This is a genomic window from Ruegeria sp. CDSA034, from assembly GCF_059612275.1.
On the sequence record NZ_JBXWQH010000015.1, the window covers coordinates 103,938 to 123,789 of the forward strand.

20 protein-coding genes and 1 tRNA gene are annotated in these 19,852 nt (G+C 56.3%); 13 read left to right on the top strand and 8 right to left on the bottom strand.

Annotation, left to right across the window (positions count from 1 at the left end):
* Window positions 1-16: 16 nt before the first annotated feature.
* A complete protein-coding gene (gene dgcN / locus AC2FLJ_RS19840) occupies window positions 17-1,018 on the bottom strand; it encodes an N-acetyltransferase DgcN (RefSeq protein ID WP_058279014.1) in 1,002 nt (333 codons plus the stop codon).
* A gap of 295 nt (window positions 1,019-1,313) precedes the next feature.
* On the opposite strand from dgcN, the gene AC2FLJ_RS19845 reads away from it, so the two are divergent.
* On the top strand, window positions 1,314-2,273 hold the full coding sequence (locus tag AC2FLJ_RS19845) for an L-malyl-CoA/beta-methylmalyl-CoA lyase (protein ID WP_058279015.1): 960 nt from the start codon (window positions 1,314-1,316) through the stop codon (window positions 2,271-2,273).
* Window positions 2,274-2,314: 41 nt separating this feature from the next.
* On the opposite strand, the gene AC2FLJ_RS19850 is transcribed toward AC2FLJ_RS19845, so the two are convergent.
* Together AC2FLJ_RS19850 and AC2FLJ_RS19855 are read right to left on the bottom strand one after the other, a co-directional pair.
* Window positions 2,315-2,890 (bottom strand): PA14 domain-containing protein, encoded by a 576-nt coding sequence (locus AC2FLJ_RS19850; protein WP_109312215.1) that lies wholly within the window; start codon window positions 2,888-2,890, stop codon window positions 2,315-2,317.
* Window positions 2,891-3,005: 115 nt separating this feature from the next.
* Window positions 3,006-3,458, bottom strand: a complete 453-nt coding sequence (locus tag AC2FLJ_RS19855) for an Lrp/AsnC family transcriptional regulator (RefSeq protein WP_058273360.1) — start codon at window positions 3,456-3,458, stop codon at window positions 3,006-3,008.
* Window positions 3,459-3,531: 73 nt separating this feature from the next.
* Between AC2FLJ_RS19855 and AC2FLJ_RS19860 the strand changes: the two genes are divergently transcribed.
* The 3 genes from AC2FLJ_RS19860 to AC2FLJ_RS19870 all read left to right on the top strand — a co-directional run bounded on the left by AC2FLJ_RS19860 (window position 3,532) and on the right by AC2FLJ_RS19870 (window position 6,113).
* Window positions 3,532-4,128 carry a LysE family translocator gene (locus tag AC2FLJ_RS19860; protein WP_109312213.1) on the top strand — a complete coding sequence of 199 codons (597 nt, stop codon included), beginning with the start codon at window positions 3,532-3,534 and terminating at the stop codon, window positions 4,126-4,128.
* 237 nt (window positions 4,129-4,365) lie between these two features.
* Window positions 4,366-5,049, top strand: a complete 684-nt coding sequence (locus AC2FLJ_RS19865; protein WP_496698442.1) for a hypothetical protein — start codon at window positions 4,366-4,368, stop codon at window positions 5,047-5,049.
* A 101-nt stretch (window positions 5,050-5,150) separates the two neighbouring features.
* On the top strand, window positions 5,151-6,113 hold the full coding sequence (locus AC2FLJ_RS19870; protein WP_108861352.1) for an acetyl-CoA carboxylase carboxyltransferase subunit alpha: 963 nt from the start codon (window positions 5,151-5,153) through the stop codon (window positions 6,111-6,113).
* Between the two features lie 4 nt (window positions 6,114-6,117).
* On the opposite strand, the gene AC2FLJ_RS19875 is transcribed toward AC2FLJ_RS19870, so the two are convergent.
* The 3 genes from AC2FLJ_RS19875 to AC2FLJ_RS19885 form a co-directional block, all read right to left on the bottom strand.
* Window positions 6,118-7,245 (bottom strand): lytic murein transglycosylase, encoded by a 1,128-nt coding sequence (locus tag AC2FLJ_RS19875; protein WP_496698440.1) that lies wholly within the window; start codon window positions 7,243-7,245, stop codon window positions 6,118-6,120.
* A 111-nt stretch (window positions 7,246-7,356) separates the two neighbouring features.
* On the bottom strand, window positions 7,357-8,004 hold the full coding sequence (locus tag AC2FLJ_RS19880) for a GntR family transcriptional regulator (RefSeq protein ID WP_058279022.1): 648 nt from the start codon (window positions 8,002-8,004) through the stop codon (window positions 7,357-7,359).
* 30 nt (window positions 8,005-8,034) lie between these two features.
* Complete coding sequence (locus tag AC2FLJ_RS19885) at window positions 8,035-8,730, bottom strand: M48 family metallopeptidase (protein ID WP_496707277.1); 696 nt, start codon at window positions 8,728-8,730, stop codon at window positions 8,035-8,037.
* Window positions 8,731-8,830: 100 nt separating this feature from the next.
* Between AC2FLJ_RS19885 and AC2FLJ_RS19890 the strand changes: the two genes are divergently transcribed.
* From AC2FLJ_RS19890 to AC2FLJ_RS19920, 7 genes are all read left to right on the top strand, one after another.
* Window positions 8,831-9,157 (top strand): TIGR02300 family protein, encoded by a 327-nt coding sequence (locus AC2FLJ_RS19890; RefSeq protein ID WP_108861356.1) that lies wholly within the window; start codon window positions 8,831-8,833, stop codon window positions 9,155-9,157.
* A gap of 142 nt (window positions 9,158-9,299) precedes the next feature.
* A tRNA-Ala gene (locus AC2FLJ_RS19895) sits at window positions 9,300-9,375 on the top strand.
* Window positions 9,376-9,530: 155 nt separating this feature from the next.
* Window positions 9,531-10,745, top strand: a complete 1,215-nt coding sequence (locus tag AC2FLJ_RS19900; RefSeq protein ID WP_496707279.1) for a tyrosine-type recombinase/integrase — start codon at window positions 9,531-9,533, stop codon at window positions 10,743-10,745.
* Window positions 10,742-11,257 carry a hypothetical protein gene (locus AC2FLJ_RS19905; RefSeq protein ID WP_496707281.1) on the top strand — a complete coding sequence of 172 codons (516 nt, stop codon included), beginning with the start codon at window positions 10,742-10,744 and terminating at the stop codon, window positions 11,255-11,257. The genes AC2FLJ_RS19900 and AC2FLJ_RS19905 overlap by 4 nt, the downstream gene beginning before the upstream one ends.
* A gap of 84 nt (window positions 11,258-11,341) precedes the next feature.
* On the top strand, window positions 11,342-11,707 hold the full coding sequence (locus AC2FLJ_RS19910) for a helix-turn-helix transcriptional regulator (protein WP_282169965.1): 366 nt from the start codon (window positions 11,342-11,344) through the stop codon (window positions 11,705-11,707).
* Complete coding sequence (locus AC2FLJ_RS19915; protein ID WP_170512719.1) at window positions 11,704-11,973, top strand: hypothetical protein; 270 nt, start codon at window positions 11,704-11,706, stop codon at window positions 11,971-11,973. The genes AC2FLJ_RS19910 and AC2FLJ_RS19915 overlap by 4 nt, the downstream gene beginning before the upstream one ends.
* Before the next feature lie 146 nt (window positions 11,974-12,119).
* Window positions 12,120-14,660 (top strand): phage/plasmid primase, P4 family, encoded by a 2,541-nt coding sequence (locus tag AC2FLJ_RS19920; protein WP_282169966.1) that lies wholly within the window; start codon window positions 12,120-12,122, stop codon window positions 14,658-14,660.
* 192 nt (window positions 14,661-14,852) lie between these two features.
* Here the strand turns inward: AC2FLJ_RS19920 and AC2FLJ_RS19925 are convergent, their stop codons facing one another.
* The gene (locus AC2FLJ_RS19925) at window positions 14,853-15,233 is read right to left on the bottom strand and encodes a hypothetical protein (protein ID WP_496707284.1); all 381 of its coding nucleotides are present in this window, start codon (window positions 15,231-15,233) and stop codon (window positions 14,853-14,855) included.
* A 647-nt stretch (window positions 15,234-15,880) separates the two neighbouring features.
* Complete coding sequence (locus AC2FLJ_RS19930; RefSeq protein ID WP_496707286.1) at window positions 15,881-17,251, bottom strand: tetratricopeptide repeat protein; 1,371 nt, start codon at window positions 17,249-17,251, stop codon at window positions 15,881-15,883.
* Window positions 17,252-17,427: 176 nt separating this feature from the next.
* Between AC2FLJ_RS19930 and gntH the strand changes: the two genes are divergently transcribed.
* Window positions 17,428-18,726: a guanitoxin biosynthesis MBL fold metallo-hydrolase GntH gene (gntH, locus tag AC2FLJ_RS19935; RefSeq protein WP_496707288.1), complete on the top strand. Its 1,299-nt coding sequence runs from the start codon at window positions 17,428-17,430 to the stop codon at window positions 18,724-18,726.
* An 11-nt stretch (window positions 18,727-18,737) separates the two neighbouring features.
* Window positions 18,738-19,820 carry a hypothetical protein gene (locus AC2FLJ_RS19940; protein ID WP_496707289.1) on the top strand — a complete coding sequence of 361 codons (1,083 nt, stop codon included), beginning with the start codon at window positions 18,738-18,740 and terminating at the stop codon, window positions 19,818-19,820.
* The last annotated feature ends 32 nt before the right edge of the window (window positions 19,821-19,852 follow it).

Sequence of the window (19,852 nt, forward strand, 5' to 3'; positions counted from 1 at the left end):
CGACGCGCCGCTTAGATCACAGTGCGGCCAGCGCATCCACCAGCTTGCCCGAACCAAAGCGGAACGGGTCAGTCGCGGGCAGGCCCATATCGGCCTCAACCTTGGCCAGATATGCGGTGGCGTCCTCTTCGGACATGTGCTGCGTGTTGACCGAAATACCAACGACCTGGCAATCCGGGTTGGCAACCTTGGCCAGACCCAATGCCGTGTCGCGCAGCGCTTCCAGGGTCGGCAACTGATAGGTCGGCAGACCACGCATATGGTCGCGGGTCGGCTCGTGGCTCAGGATCAGCGCATCCGGCTGGCCGCCGTGGATCAGCGCCATGGTCACACCGGAATAAGACACGTGGAACAGCGACCCCTGCCCTTCGATCAGATCCCAGTGATCGTCATCGTTGTCAGGCGTCAGCCATTCGACCGAACCGGCCATGAAATCGGCAATGACCGCATCCAGCGGCACACCGTCCCCGGTGATCAGAATGCCTGTCTGACCGGTTGCGCGGAAGGTCGACTTCATGCCGCGCTCGCGCATCTCGGCATCCATCGCCATCGCCGTGTACATTTTGCCGACAGAGCAATCGGTGCCAACAGCCAGACAGCGCTTGCCCTTGCGCTTGATGCCGTTTGCAATCGGGTATTCCACCGAAGGTACGCGAACATCGTGCAGCTTGCGGCCGGTGGCTTCAGCAACAGCCACCAGATCGGGTTCGTCGCAAAGCAGGTTGTGCAGGCCAGAGGCGAGGTCAAAGCCTTCCTCCAACGCCATGACCAGAACCTTTTTCCATTCCTGGCTGATCACGCCACCACGGTTGGCAACGCCGATAACCAGCGTCTTGGCGCCGGCTTCTTTCGCCTCGGTCAGGGACATGTCGGTCAGGCCCAGATCGGCCTTGCAACCTTCCATACGGTACTGGCCAACGGCATTCTCAGGACGCCAGTCCTTGATGCCGATTGCAACTTTGGCCGCCAATTGGTCGGGCGCATCGCCCAAAAACAGCAGGTACGGTGTCTCGATCATCGCGGTTTACTCCTTTGATTCTGGCGCAATCTAGGGGACGATTTCCACGAGTGTTTCGCGTTTTCGTCTGACAACGCCCCGTCAGGTGGGAAATTTTTGCGCCTTCTTCCTAAATGGCGCACTAATCTTTCAAGTTTCCAAAGCGATTAAACTTTAATCACTGTTTTGACCCTGTATTGCGGCAATTGCTGCGATTGCATTGCCGCACCTGCACAAAGATGCTTGCTATGGCTTGCGCAATTTAATACCCCATGAGGCAAGAAAATCGTAATTTCCTTTCTCGCACGAGGTCCAGATGAGCTTTCGCATCCAACCCGCCGCCCCCGCGCGCCCCAACCGTTGCCAGTTGTTCGGACCGGGATCAAACACCAAGCTGTTCCCGAAAATGGCCGCGTCGGCCGCAGACGTAATCAACCTCGACCTTGAGGACTCGGTCGCGCCGTCGGACAAGGACGCCGCGCGCGCAAATGTGATCGAAGCGCTGAACACCGTCGATTGGGGCAACAAATACATGTCCGTGCGCATCAACGGACTGGACACACCCTATTGGTACCGCGATGTGGTGGACTTGCTGGAACAAGCCGGCGACCGGCTGGATCAGATCATGATCCCCAAGGTCGGCTGCGCGGCAGATGTCTACGCCGTAGACGCGCTGGTCACCGCCATCGAGCGCGCCAAGGGCCGTACAAAGCCCGTCAGCTTTGAGGTCATCATCGAATCCGCAGCTGGCGTTGCCCATGTCGAAGAAATCGCGGCCTCGTCTCCGCGCATGCAAGCGATGAGCCTGGGTGCAGCAGATTTTGCAGCCTCGATGGGGATGCAGACCACCGGTATCGGCGGCACGCAGGAAAACTATTACATGCTGCGCGAAGGTGAAAAACACTGGTCCGACCCGTGGCATTGGGCGCAGGCTGCCATTGTTGCTGCATGCCGGACACATGGCGTTCTGCCCGTGGACGGACCCTTTGGCGACTTCTCAGACGACGAAGGTTACATCGCGCAAGCGAAACGTTCGGCTACCTTGGGTATGGTCGGAAAATGGGCGATCCACCCCAAGCAGATCGCGTTGGCCAACCAGGTCTTCACCCCGTCGGATGAAGCCGTGTCCGAGGCACGCGAAATCCTGGCTGCGATGGAGCAGGCCAAAGCCAATGGCGAAGGCGCAACCGTTTACAAGGGCCGTCTGGTCGACATCGCCTCGATCAAACAGGCCGAGGTGATCGTGGCGCAGGCCGAATTGATTGCCGCGAACTGATATAATTGAATAAGGCGTCCTTAGGGGCGCCTTATTTGGGCCTAACGGCCAAAGACGTCGTTAGGCGTCCATGTAAAACGCTCACCTTTCTTTCCTGACTTCATCATCAGGCAAGATGTACCGAGCTTCTGAAAATAGATTATCTTCAGCGGATACCAGCCCGCCTTCGGCACCTCTACTTCAGTTCGTTGATTGGCCTCACACCCCTGAATACTATTGACTTTGCCGATCTGCTGCCCGCCGACCCAGGCATCGATTCCATCGTTTGACCATGTCTCCAACTCGTAAACGCCCGGTGAGTCAAAGCGCATGTAACCGGTGATTTCTGCAGCGACATTATAGTGGTGGTCGAATGTCAAAACATCCTCGCCCTCGTTTGTATCCCTATAATCCAAACCGATCAGCGGCTGCCCCGGCTGGGCCTTAGGCAATAACTGCTTGGCATGAGTGAGATTGCGGATTTTGCGCTGAGTACCAGTTCCCACATATTTTACATTCAATCCCGCTTTTGGACTGGGTTGCGGACTGGCGGGCTGTAATTTGAGCGGCGCGGCCACTGCTGAACTGGCGATAAACGCCGCAGCTGCTATCAGCGCTCCAATGCGAACAAATTTCATTATCTTCTCCCTGTGTGTGGCCTGTTGGGGTTGTTCCCCTTCGATCAGGTCCTTGAGAAGACACTAGGCTGTGAAAATTCACCCGGCAAGCCGGTTGAAGATAACAATTCAAACGTCAGGCGCGCATATCTTTGGGTGAATCCATCACCACATAAGACGTGATCGACGTCACATGCGGCAGTGTTCCCAGAACTTCGGTGTGGAATGTCTTGTACGAAGGTAAGTCCGCGCATTCCACGCGCAACAGGTATTCGATGGTCCCCGTGATATTGTGGCATTCGACCACTTCCGGCACACGTTGAAGGGCGCGTTCGAACCCTTCCTGGGCAGCTTTGGTATGTTCACCCAGCCCAACGCCGATATAGGCGACGAATCCGACACCAATCTCGGATGGATTCAAGACTGCGCGGTAGCCCGAGATTACACCCGAACGCTCCAGCTCCTGCACGCGGCGCAGGCAGGCAGAAGGAGACAACCCTACCCGGTCCGCCAGATCCAGATTACTGATGCGGCCGTCTTGCGAAAGTTCTCGCAATATTTGCTGATTTATGTGGTCAATTTTCGCCATTGATTGTGATATTAACGAGATCGCGCATTAAAACGCAATTTCATTTGTTCGGTTTGCAGCAATTATCCAACTTATGACCTACGATATCCTTCTGGCCCTGATCGCCTTTGCTTTTGTCTCGTCCATTACACCTGGACCCAACAACCTGATGCTGATGGCGTCTGGGGCCAATTTCGGATTTCGAAAGAGCATCCCGCACATGCTGGGGATCGGGCTTGGGTTTACCTTCATGGTGCTATTGGTCGGCACCGGGCTGGTGCAGCTATTCGACAGATATCCGATCAGCTACACGGTGCTGAAATTCGCCTCTGTTGCATATCTTCTGTTCCTTGCTTGGAAAATCGCACATGCCGCCCCGGCGAAGGGGCAAAACACGACAGGCACGCCGATGACGTTCCTGCAGGCAGCAGCCTTTCAGTGGGTCAACCCAAAGGCCTGGGCCATGGCCCTGACAGCCACAACCGCCTACACACCTGATCAGACCCTTCAGGCGATCATTGTGGTGGCCCTTGTTTTCGGGGCAGTCAACCTGCCCTCGGTCAGCACATGGACCGTTCTGGGACAGCAAATGGCGCGCATCCTGACAAACCCGCGCCGGTTGATGGTTTTTAACTGGACAATGGCGGCTCTGCTCGTCGGCTCGCTCTACCCGGTTCTATACCCGAACTGAGCAAATTCAGCGGCAGGTCTTCAGCCTGATTATCGTGAACGTGGGCCAACACTCGCAAAACGCGGTCTTCATAACGGGTCGTCATCAGCATCCTTTCTATTTGCCCCCCCTACGGATGCATATGCCGCAGCCACAAATCTCGCTGAATTCACATCGGATAACACACGTAAGAATGTTACACTGGGCGTATTACTCTCGAGATCAATAGATTATTCAACATGGTAAATGAGGACTGATATGAACAATCCATCTCGCCCGCTCCACCAAATCCTGTTTGCCGCCATCCTTGCCGCAATGCCGGCTATTGCGCAGGCCGATGACGTCCAGACACAATCCATTATTTCTGAACGTGTCAGCCAGCATAACCCGGCGCCCGAAGCCTATATCAAGGATCGCCCAATCCTGGGCTGGCAGCTGAACAGCGATGACTTCGACGCCATCCCCGAGGCGATCCGCGACAACCTCGGTTCGGTTGATGGCACCAGTTACGATCAGGCTTACCTGACCGAGAATACCGGCTCGATCATTGCGCTGCAGTTCCGCAAGGATGGCCCGGACTTCTACATCATCGGAAAGAGCACGTTTGACGAGGCCTACGAGCTGGTTTCCCTGGACGATGTTGCCGCCAAGAATACGCGCCTGATCGAACGGCTGGACATGACCCCTGAGGTCAAGGCGATGTTCGAAGATCAGGCGCCCGGCATTGTCGGCGCGCTCAAGACAACACCGGTTGATATGCTGCGCCTGTCTGATCTGGGATATGCAAAAAACGATGCTCTGACCATTCAGGCCCCATGGGGCGAGCAGACCAAACCCGAAGGCGCGGACGCATTTCTGGTCTGGGACAGCGGCGAGAACCAGTACTACATGGTGAACGCTGACGAAAACGGCCTACCGTCCAGCTACGTACCTGTGAAGTGACCCATACCGACGCAGTCCTTGATCTGGGCCCGCTTTACCTTGTGTTGCATTCCTCTGACAGCAAGTTCATATAGCATGGAACTTCCGCGTTGAGAGGCGTCATGACCCAGTATCTGGATTTCGAAAAACCCCTGGCCGAGATCGAAGGCAAGGCCGAGGAACTGCGCGCGCTGGCCCGTGCCAACGAAGAGATGGACGTGGCCGAAGAAGCCGCTGCGCTGGACGCCAAGGCTGCCAAGCTGCTGGACGAGCTTTACGGTGACCTCACTCCGTGGCGGAAATGTCAGGTCGCGCGTCACCCCGAACGCCCCCATTGCCAGGATTACGTGGCAGAGTTGTTTACCGAATTCACGCCGCTGGCAGGTGATCGCAACTTTGCCGACGATCTGGCTGTGATTGGTGGTCTGGCCCGTTTCGATGATCAGCCTGTCATGGTGATCGGACACGAAAAAGGCTCGGATACCAAATCGCGGATTGAACGAAATTTCGGCATGGCCCGACCCGAGGGGTATCGCAAGGCCGTGCGCCTGATGGAAATGGCCGGACGTTTCGGTTTGCCCGTCATCACCCTGATCGACACGGCCGGCGCATATCCGGGCAAAGGTGCCGAAGAACGCGGTCAGTCCGAGGCCATCGCACGGTCGACCGAGATGTGCCTGAAGATCGGCGTGCCTTTGGTGTCTGTGATCATCGGCGAAGGTGGTTCCGGCGGTGCGGTGGCATTTGCCACGGCAAACCGCGTCGCGATGCTGGAGCATTCGGTTTATTCGGTGATCTCGCCCGAAGGCTGCGCGTCGATCCTGTGGAAAGATTCGGAGAAAATGCGTGAGGCCGCCGAAGCCCTGCGCTTGACCGCACAGGACCTGCAAAAGCTGGGCGTCTGTGATCACATCATCACCGAACCCAAAGGCGGCGCACATCGCGACCGCGCCGCAACGGTCGACTCTGTACGTGGCGCCATTGCTGCCATGCTGAAAGAGCTGGATGGCAAGGATGCGGCAGCCCTGATCAAGGACCGCCGCCAAAAGTTCCTGGATATCGGGTCTAAAGGGTTGGCGGCATAAACCGTCAGCCGCCGAGCTGGCGCAACAAAGCCGCTGAAGGCTCCCCGGTTACGGCGAAACCACTGGCGCGTTGATACGCGCTGATGGCAGATTTCGTGTTGTTGCCGATAACCCCATCCGCGCCCTGCGTGTCGTACCCTGCGGATGTCAGACGGCGCTGCAGCTCTTTTCGATCCTCCAGCGTCAACCCGGTCGCATCTGGACCGAACGAAGCCTGAAACGGCGCACCACCGGCGATCCGGTCAGACAAATGCCCAACGCCGATCGCGTAGCTGTCCGAGTTATTATAACGCTTGATCACCTGGAAATTGCGGAACACCGCAATACGCGGCCCCGGCGTTTGCGGCTGTAACACCGCGACCGGTGTCCCCGAAACAGTGCCAGCTTCGCCGCCCCATGGCTGTCCGCGCACCCAGCCAGCCCGCGCCAGATAGGCAGCGGTCGAGGCCAAAGAATCCGTGGGGTCCTCGGACCAGATGTCCCGACGGCCATCACCGGTGAAATCCACCGCATAGGCCAGATAAGACGTCGGGATGAACTGTGTGTGCCCCATCGCCCCGGCCCAACTGCCGGTCATGTTCGCGGGCGTCGTGTCACCCTCTTGAATGATCTTCAGGGCAGCAATCAGTTGTTTTTCAAAAAACGCGCCGCGACGACCGTCATAAGCCAGGGTCGACACTGCCGACACCACCGGCACGTCCCCCCGGCGAGATCCATAACGGCTTTCCAGGCCCCAGACGGCAACGATAACCTCTTTATCGACGCCGTACTTTGCCTCGATCTCTGACAGGGTTCCTGCATGGCGCACCAGCATCTGCTTGCCGGTTGCTATCCTTTCATCGGAAGCTGCAATCGCCAGATAATCCTCAAGCGAGCGTTTGAATTCGACCTGATTGCGATCTCGTTCGATCACGCCCGGCAGGTACCCCGCCCCCTGAAAGGCCCGATTGATGGTGGTCTGAGAAATACCTTGCGAGGCCGCGCGGGACTTAAAGCCGGCAACCCAGGCGTCATAGCCTGCGTTGGGGACGGCCTGCATCCGCGTTGCCGGGGCGCTAGTTGGCGTGCCACCGGAACAGGCGGCCAAAAACGTTGACCCAAGTCCAACTGAAAATAGGCGTCGATTGATCATGTCTGAAATCTGCTCTTGTTGTGATTTGGGTCAGAGTATCGCAGACCAAGTGCGCAAGCTAGTTCTGCGGTGCTTGGAAACGGCAACCCGATCACTTCGGCGACAAGCCGCTTAACTTACCAGCATCCGCAGCCCTTGCGTCACATCAGACCGTACAGCCAGCCTCAATCCGGGCTCATCCCCCGCCTTCAACGCCGCGATGATCAGCTTGTGATAATGCGGCGGCTCTGTCCGCCGCAACCGCCCATAGAGCGCCCGCATTGTTGGCCCTAGTTGAAGCCATACCGTTTCCACAATGGCCAGCATCGCCGGAGCCTGAGCACGCAGATACAGCGTGCGATGGAATTCCAGGTTCGACCGGATGTAACCGACGGCATCCCGTTTCGTGACCATTTCCGCGACGGTCATGTTGATACTCTGCAATCGGTCGATCAGGGCCATATGTGCACGGGGCAATGCGCGACTGGCCAGTTCGACTTCTAGCAGTGCACGCAGGGCTGCCAGCTCTTCGATACGGTCATTGGTCAGCTCGGGCGTGGACACCCGACCCGAAGAAGACAGGAACAGCGCCCCTTCGGCCACCAGTCGCCGCACCGCTTCGCGCGCAGGCGTCATTGAGACATCAAATTCCTTGCCGATGCCGCGCAGGGTCAACGCCTGCCCGGGCGCTATGTCGCCGTGCATAATACGTGAGCGCAGGGCTCGATAGACCAGATCATGAGCTGCGGGTTGGGTGTCGGTTGGGCGAGCGCTTAACATAACCCCATGTGATCACAAATTGCCGCGCGGTCAACTCGTCGCGCTATCAAATCTATACTGGTGAAGCTGCGCCCCGTTGTCGCGCAGCCAGCGCCTTTGGGCTTTGCAGTTTCCAAACAGGCGCTCGACCTGCGCCCAGAACGCGGGGGAATGGTTCATCTCGGCCAGATGCGCGACCTCATGTGCGGCGACATAATGCAGAATGTCCGATGGCGCGAGGATCAGGCGCCACGAAAACATCAGACCACCAGCTGAACTGCACGATCCCCAACGAGACCGCGTATCGCGCAAGGTCAGGCTGGAATAAGGTCGGCCCAACATTGCCGCATAATCGTCGCAGGCCTCGGTCAGGCGATCCCGCGCCAGTTCCTTTAGGAACCGTGCCAATCGCCGGGCTTCGGCCCCTTTGGGGATTGCAACCTCTGCGTCCCGCAGCAGAACGCGTCGGCCCTCTGCCGGTACGATTCGCCTCTCTTTGCCTTCAATGGGGATTGATTGCCCGAATCCCACGGCCAATGGGTTGGGTCTGTCCTCAAGATGCTCACGGATCCAGTTTTCCTTGACCTTGGCGAAATTCAGCGCCTCGGATTCTGCGACACCTTTAGGGTAGGTCAGCGTAACCCGCCCGTCCAATTGAGAAATTCGCAAGCTGATACGCCGCGCCCTGGCCGATTTGCGCAACGTTAGCGGCACCGGCGGTTTTCCGGGCAATGCGTGGTCCCCCATGTGCCTGTTTCTCCTGCTCAAAGGCTTTGACAGTGCCCGCTGCATGTGGCACGTGACCTGAATCATTACTACGACTCACCTGATATCAAGGGGATCTGAAATGCCCAAGGAAGAATGGGGTGTAAAACGCGTTTGCCCGACCACCGGTAAGCGGTTTTACGACCTGAACAAGAACCCGATCGTCAGCCCCTACACCGGCGAGATCGTGGAGCTTGAAACCGGCAAGAGCCGGATGATCGCCGCAGATGCGGAAGATGCAGCGTCGGCAAAAGCACGCGAAAATGCGTCGGAAGAAGATCTGGTTCTGGACGATGACGACAGTGTCGACGTCGAACTGGACGATGATCTGCTGGATGATGATGACGACAGCAGTGACGACGTTTCGCTGGACGAAATCACCGATATGCCAGCAGAAGAAGAAAGCTAAAACCGGTCCGGGGCGGCCCTTGCGCCGCCTCAAACCACCCCCGGATGCGAGGCAGAATCTTTTCCGCATAATCCATTTTTGGACTTGCGCTCATTGCCGTCGTCTCATAAACGTCCGTCCACCGCTACAGCGGTACCTGGAAGGGGCCTTAGCTCAGTTGGGAGAGCGCTTGCATGGCATGCAAGAGGTCAGGGGTTCGACTCCCCTAGGCTCCACCATTTTTCTCCTCAGTTCGAATTCACTCGCAGTCACACGGCTTTGTAAATAAGGCTTTTGACGTGCCAGTCTTTCTCACCCCCAAGAAAACTTGGGCTCTGCCAGAATACCCATTGTGGGGGTCTGTGTGGGGTTCGCCAGTGAGAAAGTATGCAAGATGACCAAACTTACAGACAAACAAATCAAGGCTGCGAAACCCGGCTACAAGAAGATCAAGCTGGCAGATGGCGGTGGCCTGACGCTGATCGTTCACCCGAAAGGCGGCAGGACATGGGTCTGGCGCTATAGGGTCGATGGTAAGCAGCGTGAGATGAGCTTGGGCTCCTATCCCTCCGTCGGCCTCAAGGACGCGCGCCAGCGCGTCGAGGCGCAGAGGAACTTGCTTGACACCAATATCAACCCCGACGTGGCGGAGATGCGCGCAGGGGTACAGGCTCGGTCAGGTCTGACGGACACCACCTTCGCCGGTGTCGCACGCGCATGGCTGGCAGAGGAGCGTCCACACTGGGCAGAGAAGACTTATGTCCGCGCCCGCAACCGGATCGAAAAGGATGCCATCCCTCTGTTGGGGGCTGTAGTGGTCGCGGATATCACGGCAGTCGATATCAAGGCCGTTGCGCTCAAGATCGCGGATCGTGGATCGCATGAGACTGCACGCCGGGTCATTCGCATCCTGCGGCAAGTTCTAGGCTATGCGGAGGCCGAAGGCTTGATCTCTGTCGTGCCGGGAGCAAACGTGATCGACAGGTTCAAGCCCCAGCCGAAGAAACACCACCCAGCCATCGTTGAGCCAGAACGTCTGGCGCTGTTTCTGCAGGCGCTGGACGCTTGGCCGCATCACACTTTGGGCAAACCTCTGGTGCAGATTATCGCACATACAGGTCAGAGGGCCGGTGAGGTGCGCAAAATGCGATGGGCGGACATCAACATGGGCGAGCGGGTCTGGAACAACCCTGTCACCAAGACAGGTATCACGCTCGCCATACCCCTGACGGAGGCGGTGATCAAAATCCTCAACGAGATGTACAAGCTCAATGGCCACCGCGAGTACGTATTCGCCAGCGAGAACGGACCTGTTTCTGAACCGGCCACAATGAACATGATCCGCAGGATCGGGTTTGATGGAGAGACCGACGCACATGGCCTGCGGGCAACGCTGCGCACATTGGTGACCGAGCATCTCGGGTTCGACGAGAAACTGGCAGAGGCACAGTTATCCCACGCATCGAAGGAACAGCATGGCCGCGCATATGACCGCACATCGTTCCTCGCCCAGCGCCGCGTTATGATGGAAGCTTATTCGCAGTTTCTGGTTCAGCTTCAGGAGGGCGGTGCTATCGTGGTGCCGTTGATTGCGGGGGCAAAGTTGTGAGTGACACGGTATTAAAAGATTTCGACTGGTTGCGTGGACGTTTAAACGAGCGCGTGAAATCTGGCGAATGGTCCTACGTTCTCGACTTGCATGACATTCTGGATGTTTTGCGCGAGCAGGAAGAAATAGTGTCACCAGCGCTGGACAAGCACCTGAGAGATCGCACAACTGCAATGCACAAAGCGAATGCTGGCAATGCTGCGAAAGACCCGATGGAAATCGGTTTTCAAGGCGGCGTTGCGGGTGGCGTCATGTACCTGATCGATCAGCAAGGCTATAACGTGGAAAAAGCGCGAACTCTGATTGCAAATGTAATGCAGATTGATCGTGACGATGTAGTCAAGTGGCATAAAGCCACGCTGAAAGCTCCAGATATCAGTGATCAGAACTACCGCCTCAATCTGAACTTTGCCGCGCAGGAAATGATCCGGAAACTCACTGAAAGAGTGTCTCGAATACACAACCAAATGACGGTTGAAGACGTCATTCTTGGGGTGTTCTCACCCACCTGATCAGGGGGGTAAATTAGAACGTTTGTTCTTACCCCCCTGCTTTCATTATCTGAATTGCCAGTATCTTTTTGTAGGAGGCTAGCAATGTCAGATCACATCGAAGTGCCCGTTCCACACCGTCTTTATGATCAGCGGTATCTGGCGGCGCTGCTCGGTCTCAGCGACGACGAGTTCTATCTGTTGGACCACTGGCGCGAGTACCATCTCGGCCCGAAATTCATGAACCTTCCCACGGGACAAATCCGGTATCTCGGCAGCGACATCACCAATTGGATAGAAGCTGGTGGCGATCACGATCCCCGTGACATCATTCGTAGCTACGAAGGCCTTGAGGCCAAGAAGGCAGAGAAGCTGGGCCAGGAAATGATGGAGAAAGGTTTTTTCAAGCGGTCACGGGCTGCAATTGAAAAAGCCAATGGCGAAGAACCTCAGACGCAGGCGTCCGCATGAGTGTCGCCCGTATGCCTATCCACCCCGACAGCTTCCCGAAAACAGGGAACGTCACACTGAAACAGCTTTCCACCCACAGCGGTGCGTTGGGCATGTTCCCCGGATCGCCAAGCACGTGGTTGCGTATGGTGGACAGCGGCGATGCGCCGGAACCCATCCAGATTGGTCGCCAGCATTTTTGGCGCGCTGAACATGTCCGCGCAATTGCGGCGGGTATCGACTGGCGGCTTGTGAAGATCGACACGCCCGATCTGGCAGCGGAATAGGAATGGAGAAACCCCGCCGCACGGAGAGCGCAACGGGGCCAGTGATGATTGTTGCTCTCCCTAGACCAAGGAAAGGAACAAAGTATGCAGGCAAAATCTGCAGCATACCGGACCGAAACACAGCGGTGGCGGTCATGAGGGGACCAATGAAAAATTTGACCGAGCGTCTCCGCATCGTCGAGGAATCACACGCGGACAAAATCCTCGCCGCCATTGGTGCCAAACCACAAACTGGAAAAAAGCATCAGCGCTGCCCGTTTCCTGACCATGAAGATAAGAACCCTTCATTTCGCTACGATGCAGACGCTAATCGTATTTTTTGCACGTGCCTGCCCGAAAAAGGGGTTTCGCTGACCGATGCGCTAATGAAGGTACGAGGCCTTGCCGACTTCAACGCTGCTGTACGCGAGATTGAAGCCGTAACTGGCGAAAAGGTTTTTGAAGGACGGCGGAAGCAGAAGCAATCGGAACCGGGAGAACAGGCGGCCTCGGAGAACCGTGAAGAAACTGATGAACAAGCCGTGCAGCGAGAAGCGGAGGAAAGAGCACGCTCCGGCGCGGCATCTGATGAAAAGGCTGCTAAGATCGCATGGGTGCAGGAGCAGGTTGCGAAGACACGTCCTTTAGCCGGCTCACCCGGCGAAGAATACTTGCGCAACATCCGTGGATTGGTTGGGATCGATCTTGAACACGACGCTTTGCGATATGCTCCAGATTTCCAATGCAAACCGGGTGGTAAGAAAAACCCGGCTCTAGTGGCGGTGGCTACGGATGACGATGGAAATATTGTTGGCATGCAGGGCACAATCCTGAACCGCAATGGGCAACCGATACGCGACGAGAACGGCAAGAAGACCAAACTGAGCGCAGGCTACATCGGGGATGGTTCAGTTCGGATCAAAAACAAACTGGGTACAGGCACAATTGCGATCGCCGAAGGTATCGAAACCGGATTAACCCGATTGTTTGCTGGGCCAGCAGAGATCAGGGTGTGCCTCGGGTCCATCCGCCCCGAAACGATAGGAGCAAACGCCGGTCGGATTGAGATCATTGCCGACAGCGACAAAGCGCAGGACTGCCGCCAGATCGCGCGTGAATTGGCGGCAGAAAACCCAAATGCACGGGTCCATGTCGTCACAGTACCGTCAAACCTTGGTGAAAAGGCCGATTTGAACGATCTGCTCCAGGATATGGGACGTCGGGCTGTTGCCGCCGCCGTGGATGATGCCGACCGCATCCACGCGCGGCAGCGAAGGTCCAACGTTGAGCAGCTGCTCCGCGGTAGCGACGAAGAGATTGCCGATCGTGTGCTGGAAAACCTAGAAGATCTCTTTGGTCGCATTGTCATCACTGAGGGCACAGTTTGGATTTACGATGGCAAGCTTTGGACTGCTCTCAACGACAATCGGCTTACGCGTGCCATCGCGCGCTTTGACGGTGCCACTTACCCTACGCCGTCCAACGGCATTGGCGAGGTCAAGATCACGTCCAGTAAGGCGCAGAGTGTCAAGTCGCTTCTCATGTCCAAACGCGATGACAATGGGTTTTTTGAAGGTGCGCCTGTTGGCATCACCTGTGAAAGCGGGTTCGTTTTGTTCGAACAAGACGTTGCAACAGGTGAATATGTCCCACGGCTCGAACCACATGCTCGCAAGCACCGGGCTCGGCATGCCGTACGTGGTGTATGGCCAGTGCAGGATGCTGAGAAGCGACTTTTGGGAAGCGACGTGATGAAGCTGCTCACGGGTTTGTTCTCAGCTAAAACGACTTTGAGGCGGCTGCAGCACGAGGCTCCAAACCTTGAGTTCGACTTGGACAGGGCTGAACAAGACAAAAGCGCGCGGATTGAGCTGATCCTGCAGACAGCCGCCGCAGCGGCACTTGGTATCGGCACGCAAATGAAACACCCGCAGGCCCTTATTTGGATTGGGCCGGGCGGCGCAGGAAAAAGTACCACGCGCAAGGTCATCTCATCATTGATCGCAGCGGATGCACTTCAGTCGGTGCCGCCAGCCAAGATGGGACAAGACTACTTCGTCTCAGTTTTGCGCGGGTGCGCGCTGAACGTTGCGGAGGAGACGTCGGATCGTGATCTTTCAGGCGACGCGCTAAAAAAGGTCATCACCGGGGACATCTGTCATGCCCGGCTGCCATACGGCATACCGTTCTATTTCAGTCCCAAGGCGCAGCATGTGTTCATCTGCAATGAGCTGCCCGCATTTAGCGGGGGGATCGACAGCGGCGTTGAGCGCCGCTTCAAGGTTCTGGTCTTCGACAAAGCGTATTCTGAAGAGCAGGCCGACGAGGGATTGGCAGATCGCATAATCGAATACGAGGCGGATCTTCTACTACATCTTGTCGTGGTTGCGGCTGCGGAACTTTTGACCACGCGGCGCATGGCGGATCCCATGACATCACGCATCGCCAAGGAGGCGTGGATGAGGGATGCGGACCGAGTTCGTGCGTGGGCGGCAGAAAGACTATCCATCAGGGCAAACAAGGTCGTCACCGTTGCAGACCTATATCTGGATTTTCGCCAATGGTGCGCTGCCGAAGGTGTTCCAGAAGGCCGCATCCCCGCACGTAACAGTTTCGCGCGACGCTTGCGTCAAGTAGAGCCCCGTCTCGTTCCAGGACCCAATAGCAAAGGCGCTCGGTTCGAAAATGCTATCCTCAAGACGGTCTGATTTAAGTGGGACAGCTTGTAAAGAGGCCAAACGAGCTAGGCCGGCCAGTTCTTTATGGGCGGACAAGTAATCAAACCTCCCAACTTCCCCGTCGGGCGTTTGGTTGGGAGGTTGGGAGGTTTTATGTCTCGTCCGTCGGTATATGTTCTGTTGCGCACATCAAGCATAATGCTGCTTTTCAACGTCCGACGTTCATTGCAGCGCCGCGGTGCGACCCCGCGAGAACCTCCGAGTTTCGTCCAGTGCCTGACGCATTGCTGCCAAACCAGCCCGTTCGACATACTGGTCCATCGGGTCGAGTTCATCCCAAGTGCGAGATGTGGCAGCAGGCCAGAACTGCGGATGACTGTGCCGCATTTGGCTGAGCCGCCATTCATGGTGGCAGAGTTGCGGTGTCATAGCTTCAGGATCGCTCAGGAAACGCGCAGCGACACCACAGCAGGCCTGCCACTGCCGGTCATGCACAATCGGGCTTTCCTCGCCGCTCGTTGCTGTTTGGGCTTCACAGTAGGCCATAGCGATCAAGACGATGTGCCTTGCTGCGGCAGCTTCAAGTTGGATATCTTGCTCCATGTGATTTCTCCTATTCATCATGTTGATGCGCATCCCGTTGGCTGTTGCCACCGGCGACCACCCCAAGGCGGGGTTGGTGATCACAATTTTCGTGACGCTCTGGATGCTGTTGGTTTCGCCCTGCCTTAGGCTCATCAGTGGATCGGCGCTAGACCCAGACCATTCGCACCGGTCGCAAGCATGTCTCGGGCGGTCCATACCCCGGCGGTCTTCCGCGACTTACGGGCAAGGCTCGGCAGACGAGCGTTATCATGTTTGGGGGAATTGCGGGCTGTCCGCCCGCGATTGGTATGTAATCGCTAAGTCTGTCAGCTTCAAGGAGCGGGCGGCGTAGCGCGGACAAAACAAAAAAGCGGCTACGTCGTTTAAAAAGAACAACGCCTGCTTCGCGCTCAAAATCAGCCGCTCATGCCAAGTGCAGCGAACGACCGCTTCGAGCCCAAAGTTTCCAGTGGTGCTCAGGGCGCGATGGTCTGCGATGCGCAGAAACCGGACTTAACATAGTTAAACGAACGGCCCAAAGCAGACCTCCAACATTGCTCAGTAATGCTGCGGCGTAGCCCATTGAGGCAGACGTCCGCCTCCGACCCGACAGGAACAAATGAACGAATAAATGACGTCGATGGCTCCAGCCAACTTCAACACTATCAATCTGCGTTTGCCTCGTTGGCGCCAACTTTCTCTGCTTTCGGTACCCAGCCAAGCTCTTCAAGTGGCGCAAGCAGTTCTTCGGCAAGTTCGGCGTTTTGATAAATGCCGTAGAACATGACGTCGAGTGGCGCGTTGGGCCAACTGCGTTCGAGCTCTTGCAGTTTTCTGGAAGCCTCCGAACTCCGCCCCAGTTTCTGCAAAGCAGCGGCCTGATAGGCCAATGACGGCGCGCTTACCGGGTCGCCAAAGGCGGTAGCGGCCTCAAAGCCTTCCAGCGTCTTTTCATAATTTCCAAGGTGGTAGTTGGCCGCGCCGAAAATGTTGCGGCTCGCAAATCGCTGATTGCTCCGACCCTTAAGGTACGAACGGTCCGCCGCTTCTATCGCATCGTCGAACCGCCCTGAGAAAAGTGAGACCGCCCCGTGAAAATCCAATATGTGCCCGTCCTGCGCAGACATTTCTTTGGCTCGAGATGAAAGGTGGTATGCGGTGTCATAGTCGCCCTTAGCTACCTCAACCCATGCTTTGGCAGATTGAACCCAAGGCTCGGTCGGACCAAAGGTGACGGCCTTTTGTACCATCGCTTCCGCCTGTGTAGCGAACTCGTCCCTGATGGGTCCACGTGGTGACAGTATAGCCAATGTCGCAAGGGTCTGGGCTGCACCTGCATATCCGCCGAAGTAGTTTGGGTCGGTTTCTATGACATGCTGAAAAACGCTGTTGATTAGTTCCTGTCGTGGTCGATCAAAGATAGGAAAGATCATGCCACGTGCCTGTTCGGCAAAGTTCACAGCCTGTAAAGATGCTGCGGATTTTTCCATGACAGCCTGTCGCGTCAGCTGTGCTTGTCTGTCGTCGCTTGCATCCTCAACCGTTGGGTCTGTAACTGGTTGTTTGAAGGTTGAGTGGGCAATCATGCCGCCCAAAGCGCCGCCGATAACGAAAACCGATGCCATCAAAAGGAATGATGTCCGTCGCGGCATGGGTGTCTTGGATATCGGTAAATCTACATGCTCAAACCTCGGACAATATCCGCCACTGTCCAAGTGTATCCGTACGGGATCACGACGGCCCTCAGTCTCGTAGTACATCGCCAAGTTCTGACGTAATTGGCGAGCATGGACCCGGACGATATTCTCGGGGTCGCTGCCTTCCTGCGGCGCGCGCTCGTAGACATCCTGCGCAATTGTCTTGCCCCGTATGGCATCTCCACGCCCGGCGAGTGCTTCTTCAACGATGTAAGTTAGGAAGCTGCTCAGACGCTCGCTTTGTGAAAACATCTCGTTGTTCAACACGCGATCCAATGCCGAGCGCACGTCTGCGTCGGCGACAGTTCTGGCTTTTTCGATTGAATGCGTCTGATCCAAATTTGGTCCCTGCAACAGAACAATAGGTCAACTCACTATACGTGAATCACCCCTGAATCACAGTGAATACATTACATTAAGTGAATTTCTTTCTGATCATGAACCCACTGAATTCACTCGGCAAACCATACGCCGAGCGAACGATGCCTCATCAATGGATTGGAGGAGCCGTATTCATGAAACGAAGAAAAGCAGTTTTGAGACTTTCCACGGTGTTCGTAGCAGGTCTTGCCTTTGGCGCATGGGTCATTGCGCCCAAAGAAACCGCGAAAGTCGCCGAGGAGGTGGCAGAGCAAATCCTGTTTCCATCTGCGGCTCACGCCCAAGAAGCAGCACCAACTTTTTCCCCCGTGAAGGCTTTGGTTGAACGGGATGTGTACTACCCAGGTACAGAAGACCTTGGGGAGGATGAGATGCGGGTGACCGCCTGTGGCACCGGAATGCCGAATGCGCGCCCGGCACAGGCAGCAGCCTGCTTCCTCGTTGAACTTGGCAATGGTGACAAGTTCATTTTTGACATCGGAACTGGTTCAGCTGAGCGCCTGAGCGGGTTAGCCATCCCCTATGACTACCTCGACAAGGTGTTCATTGGACACCTGCACGCGGATCACATCGGCGATCTGGATGCTCTTTGGGTCGGTGGCGTCATCGGCAACCGTCAAAGGCCTCTGCGCGTCTGGGGGCCGAGCGGCCCATCTCCTGAACTTGGAACCGCACACGCGGTCGAGGGTATGAAGCAGATGATGACGTGGGACTCCGCGTCGCGACTTGGCAATGTGAACACCCTTGGCCTTGAAATCGAGATGAACGAATTCGACTACAAGCTCGAAAACGAGATCATCTACGATGAGAATGACGTGATCATCCGCACAATGCCTGCGGTGCACGCGCTGGATGGTTCCGTCAGCTATACGCTGGAATGGAACGACCTGGTGTTCGCCTTTACCAGCGATACGTACCCTAACAAGTGGTACATCGAGTATACCAAGGGTGCAGACATCTCGATCCACGAAAGCTTTTTGCCCCCGGAGCTTTTGGTGACCAAGCAGAAATGGCCGGTGGAGGATGCCCTGAACGTGGGAACTCAGGTACACACCGAGCCTTCCATGATGGGCAAAGTGATGTCGATGACCGAGCCGCGTATGGCTGTGGCGTATCACTTCTTCAACGACTTCGACACCTCGTCGATTGTTGAAGAGCAAATACGCAAGACTTATGACGGCCCATTGTCATTGGCCACCGACTACATGGTCTGGAACATCACGAAAGACGATATCCGGGTTCGTATGGCCGTGGTCAACGAAGACGTCTGGCCATTGCCCTCAGTGACCGAGAAATTGCCAGCCAATCCGGAAGACAAAGTCGGGTTTAGCGATTTCATCACACAAGGGCGCGAAGTGTTCACCCCATTGATCGAGGAAATCTACACCGAAACCAACGAGATGTTCGGCACGGACATTCCGCTGCCTGACTGAGGATGGCTCAGATGAGACTTAAACTGGATTGGGCCGCCTTTGCGGCGGCCCCCGCCCGCCTCTTACAACGCGCGTCGGTGATCACGGGAACGTTAGTGCTATGCGTTGGGGCGGTGCAGGCGGACTATCTCAATACAAATGGCGCTGAAAGCGCTCCCAACTTCGCCGAGATTCGGGTTTTCGAAGATCGCGTCCGGGTGTTATTGGAAATTGACCTAAAGGACTATGCCGCCTTCCTTCCGACCGAAGTCGAGGACGCAGCGGATTCGTTGAACCCCGGTCTGCTTGCAGAAAATCCGATGTCTGCACTTGTTGTGAAGATCGGCGAGACAGCCTTAGAACCAACCGTTGAAACGGTGGGGCTCAGGCTACGAAAAGACCGCCCGATGCCAATTCGCACTGCTGGCATGCCGGAACCACCGATACCAGCCCCTCGTACATCTGAAGTCATATACGCTGAGCTTGAATACCCGTTTGCTGGCCGGCCCGAACGCATCTCCTTCGCGCCCCCCAAAAATGACAATGGCACGACCCTGGTTACGATGGGCTTCCTGTCATGGCACGGCGAAACCGCAATCAATGACTATCGCTATCTTTCGTCCACCGAGACGCTGGCTTTGGACTGGGATGACCCTTGGTACACCGCATTCGAGAACAGGGTGATTGCCCGCCATGGTTCTGCGCCAATTACGTCTTTCATATCAGTTGAACCAAAGGAGGTCCGGCACGAGATCGTCTTTCGCCAGCGTGATCTCGAAGCGTGGACTGAACTTAGTTTGGGCAACGCACAAAGCCTGAGCGCTACGGAACTTGCAAGTATCAAAGAGGCTGCGGCGCAGGTGTTGGCAAGCAGCAATCCTTTGGTTGTCGATGGTGTGCGCCGTCATCCTGTAAGTATTCGGGTGGAACAGGTCGAATTGAACTTGCAAGGTTTAAAGGTTCTGGATGCTCAACAGATCACAGAACGAAACACCGCTATGTTCGGTGCTGTGCTGAGCTATCCGCACGATGATCTGCCAAATAAGCTGAGCCTGACATGGGAGCTATTCTGTCCGCCATCAGCACCCATGGAACAGACTAGGTTGATTGCGTAGCGGAGGATTTCAGGCTCATCGTAACCATCAGA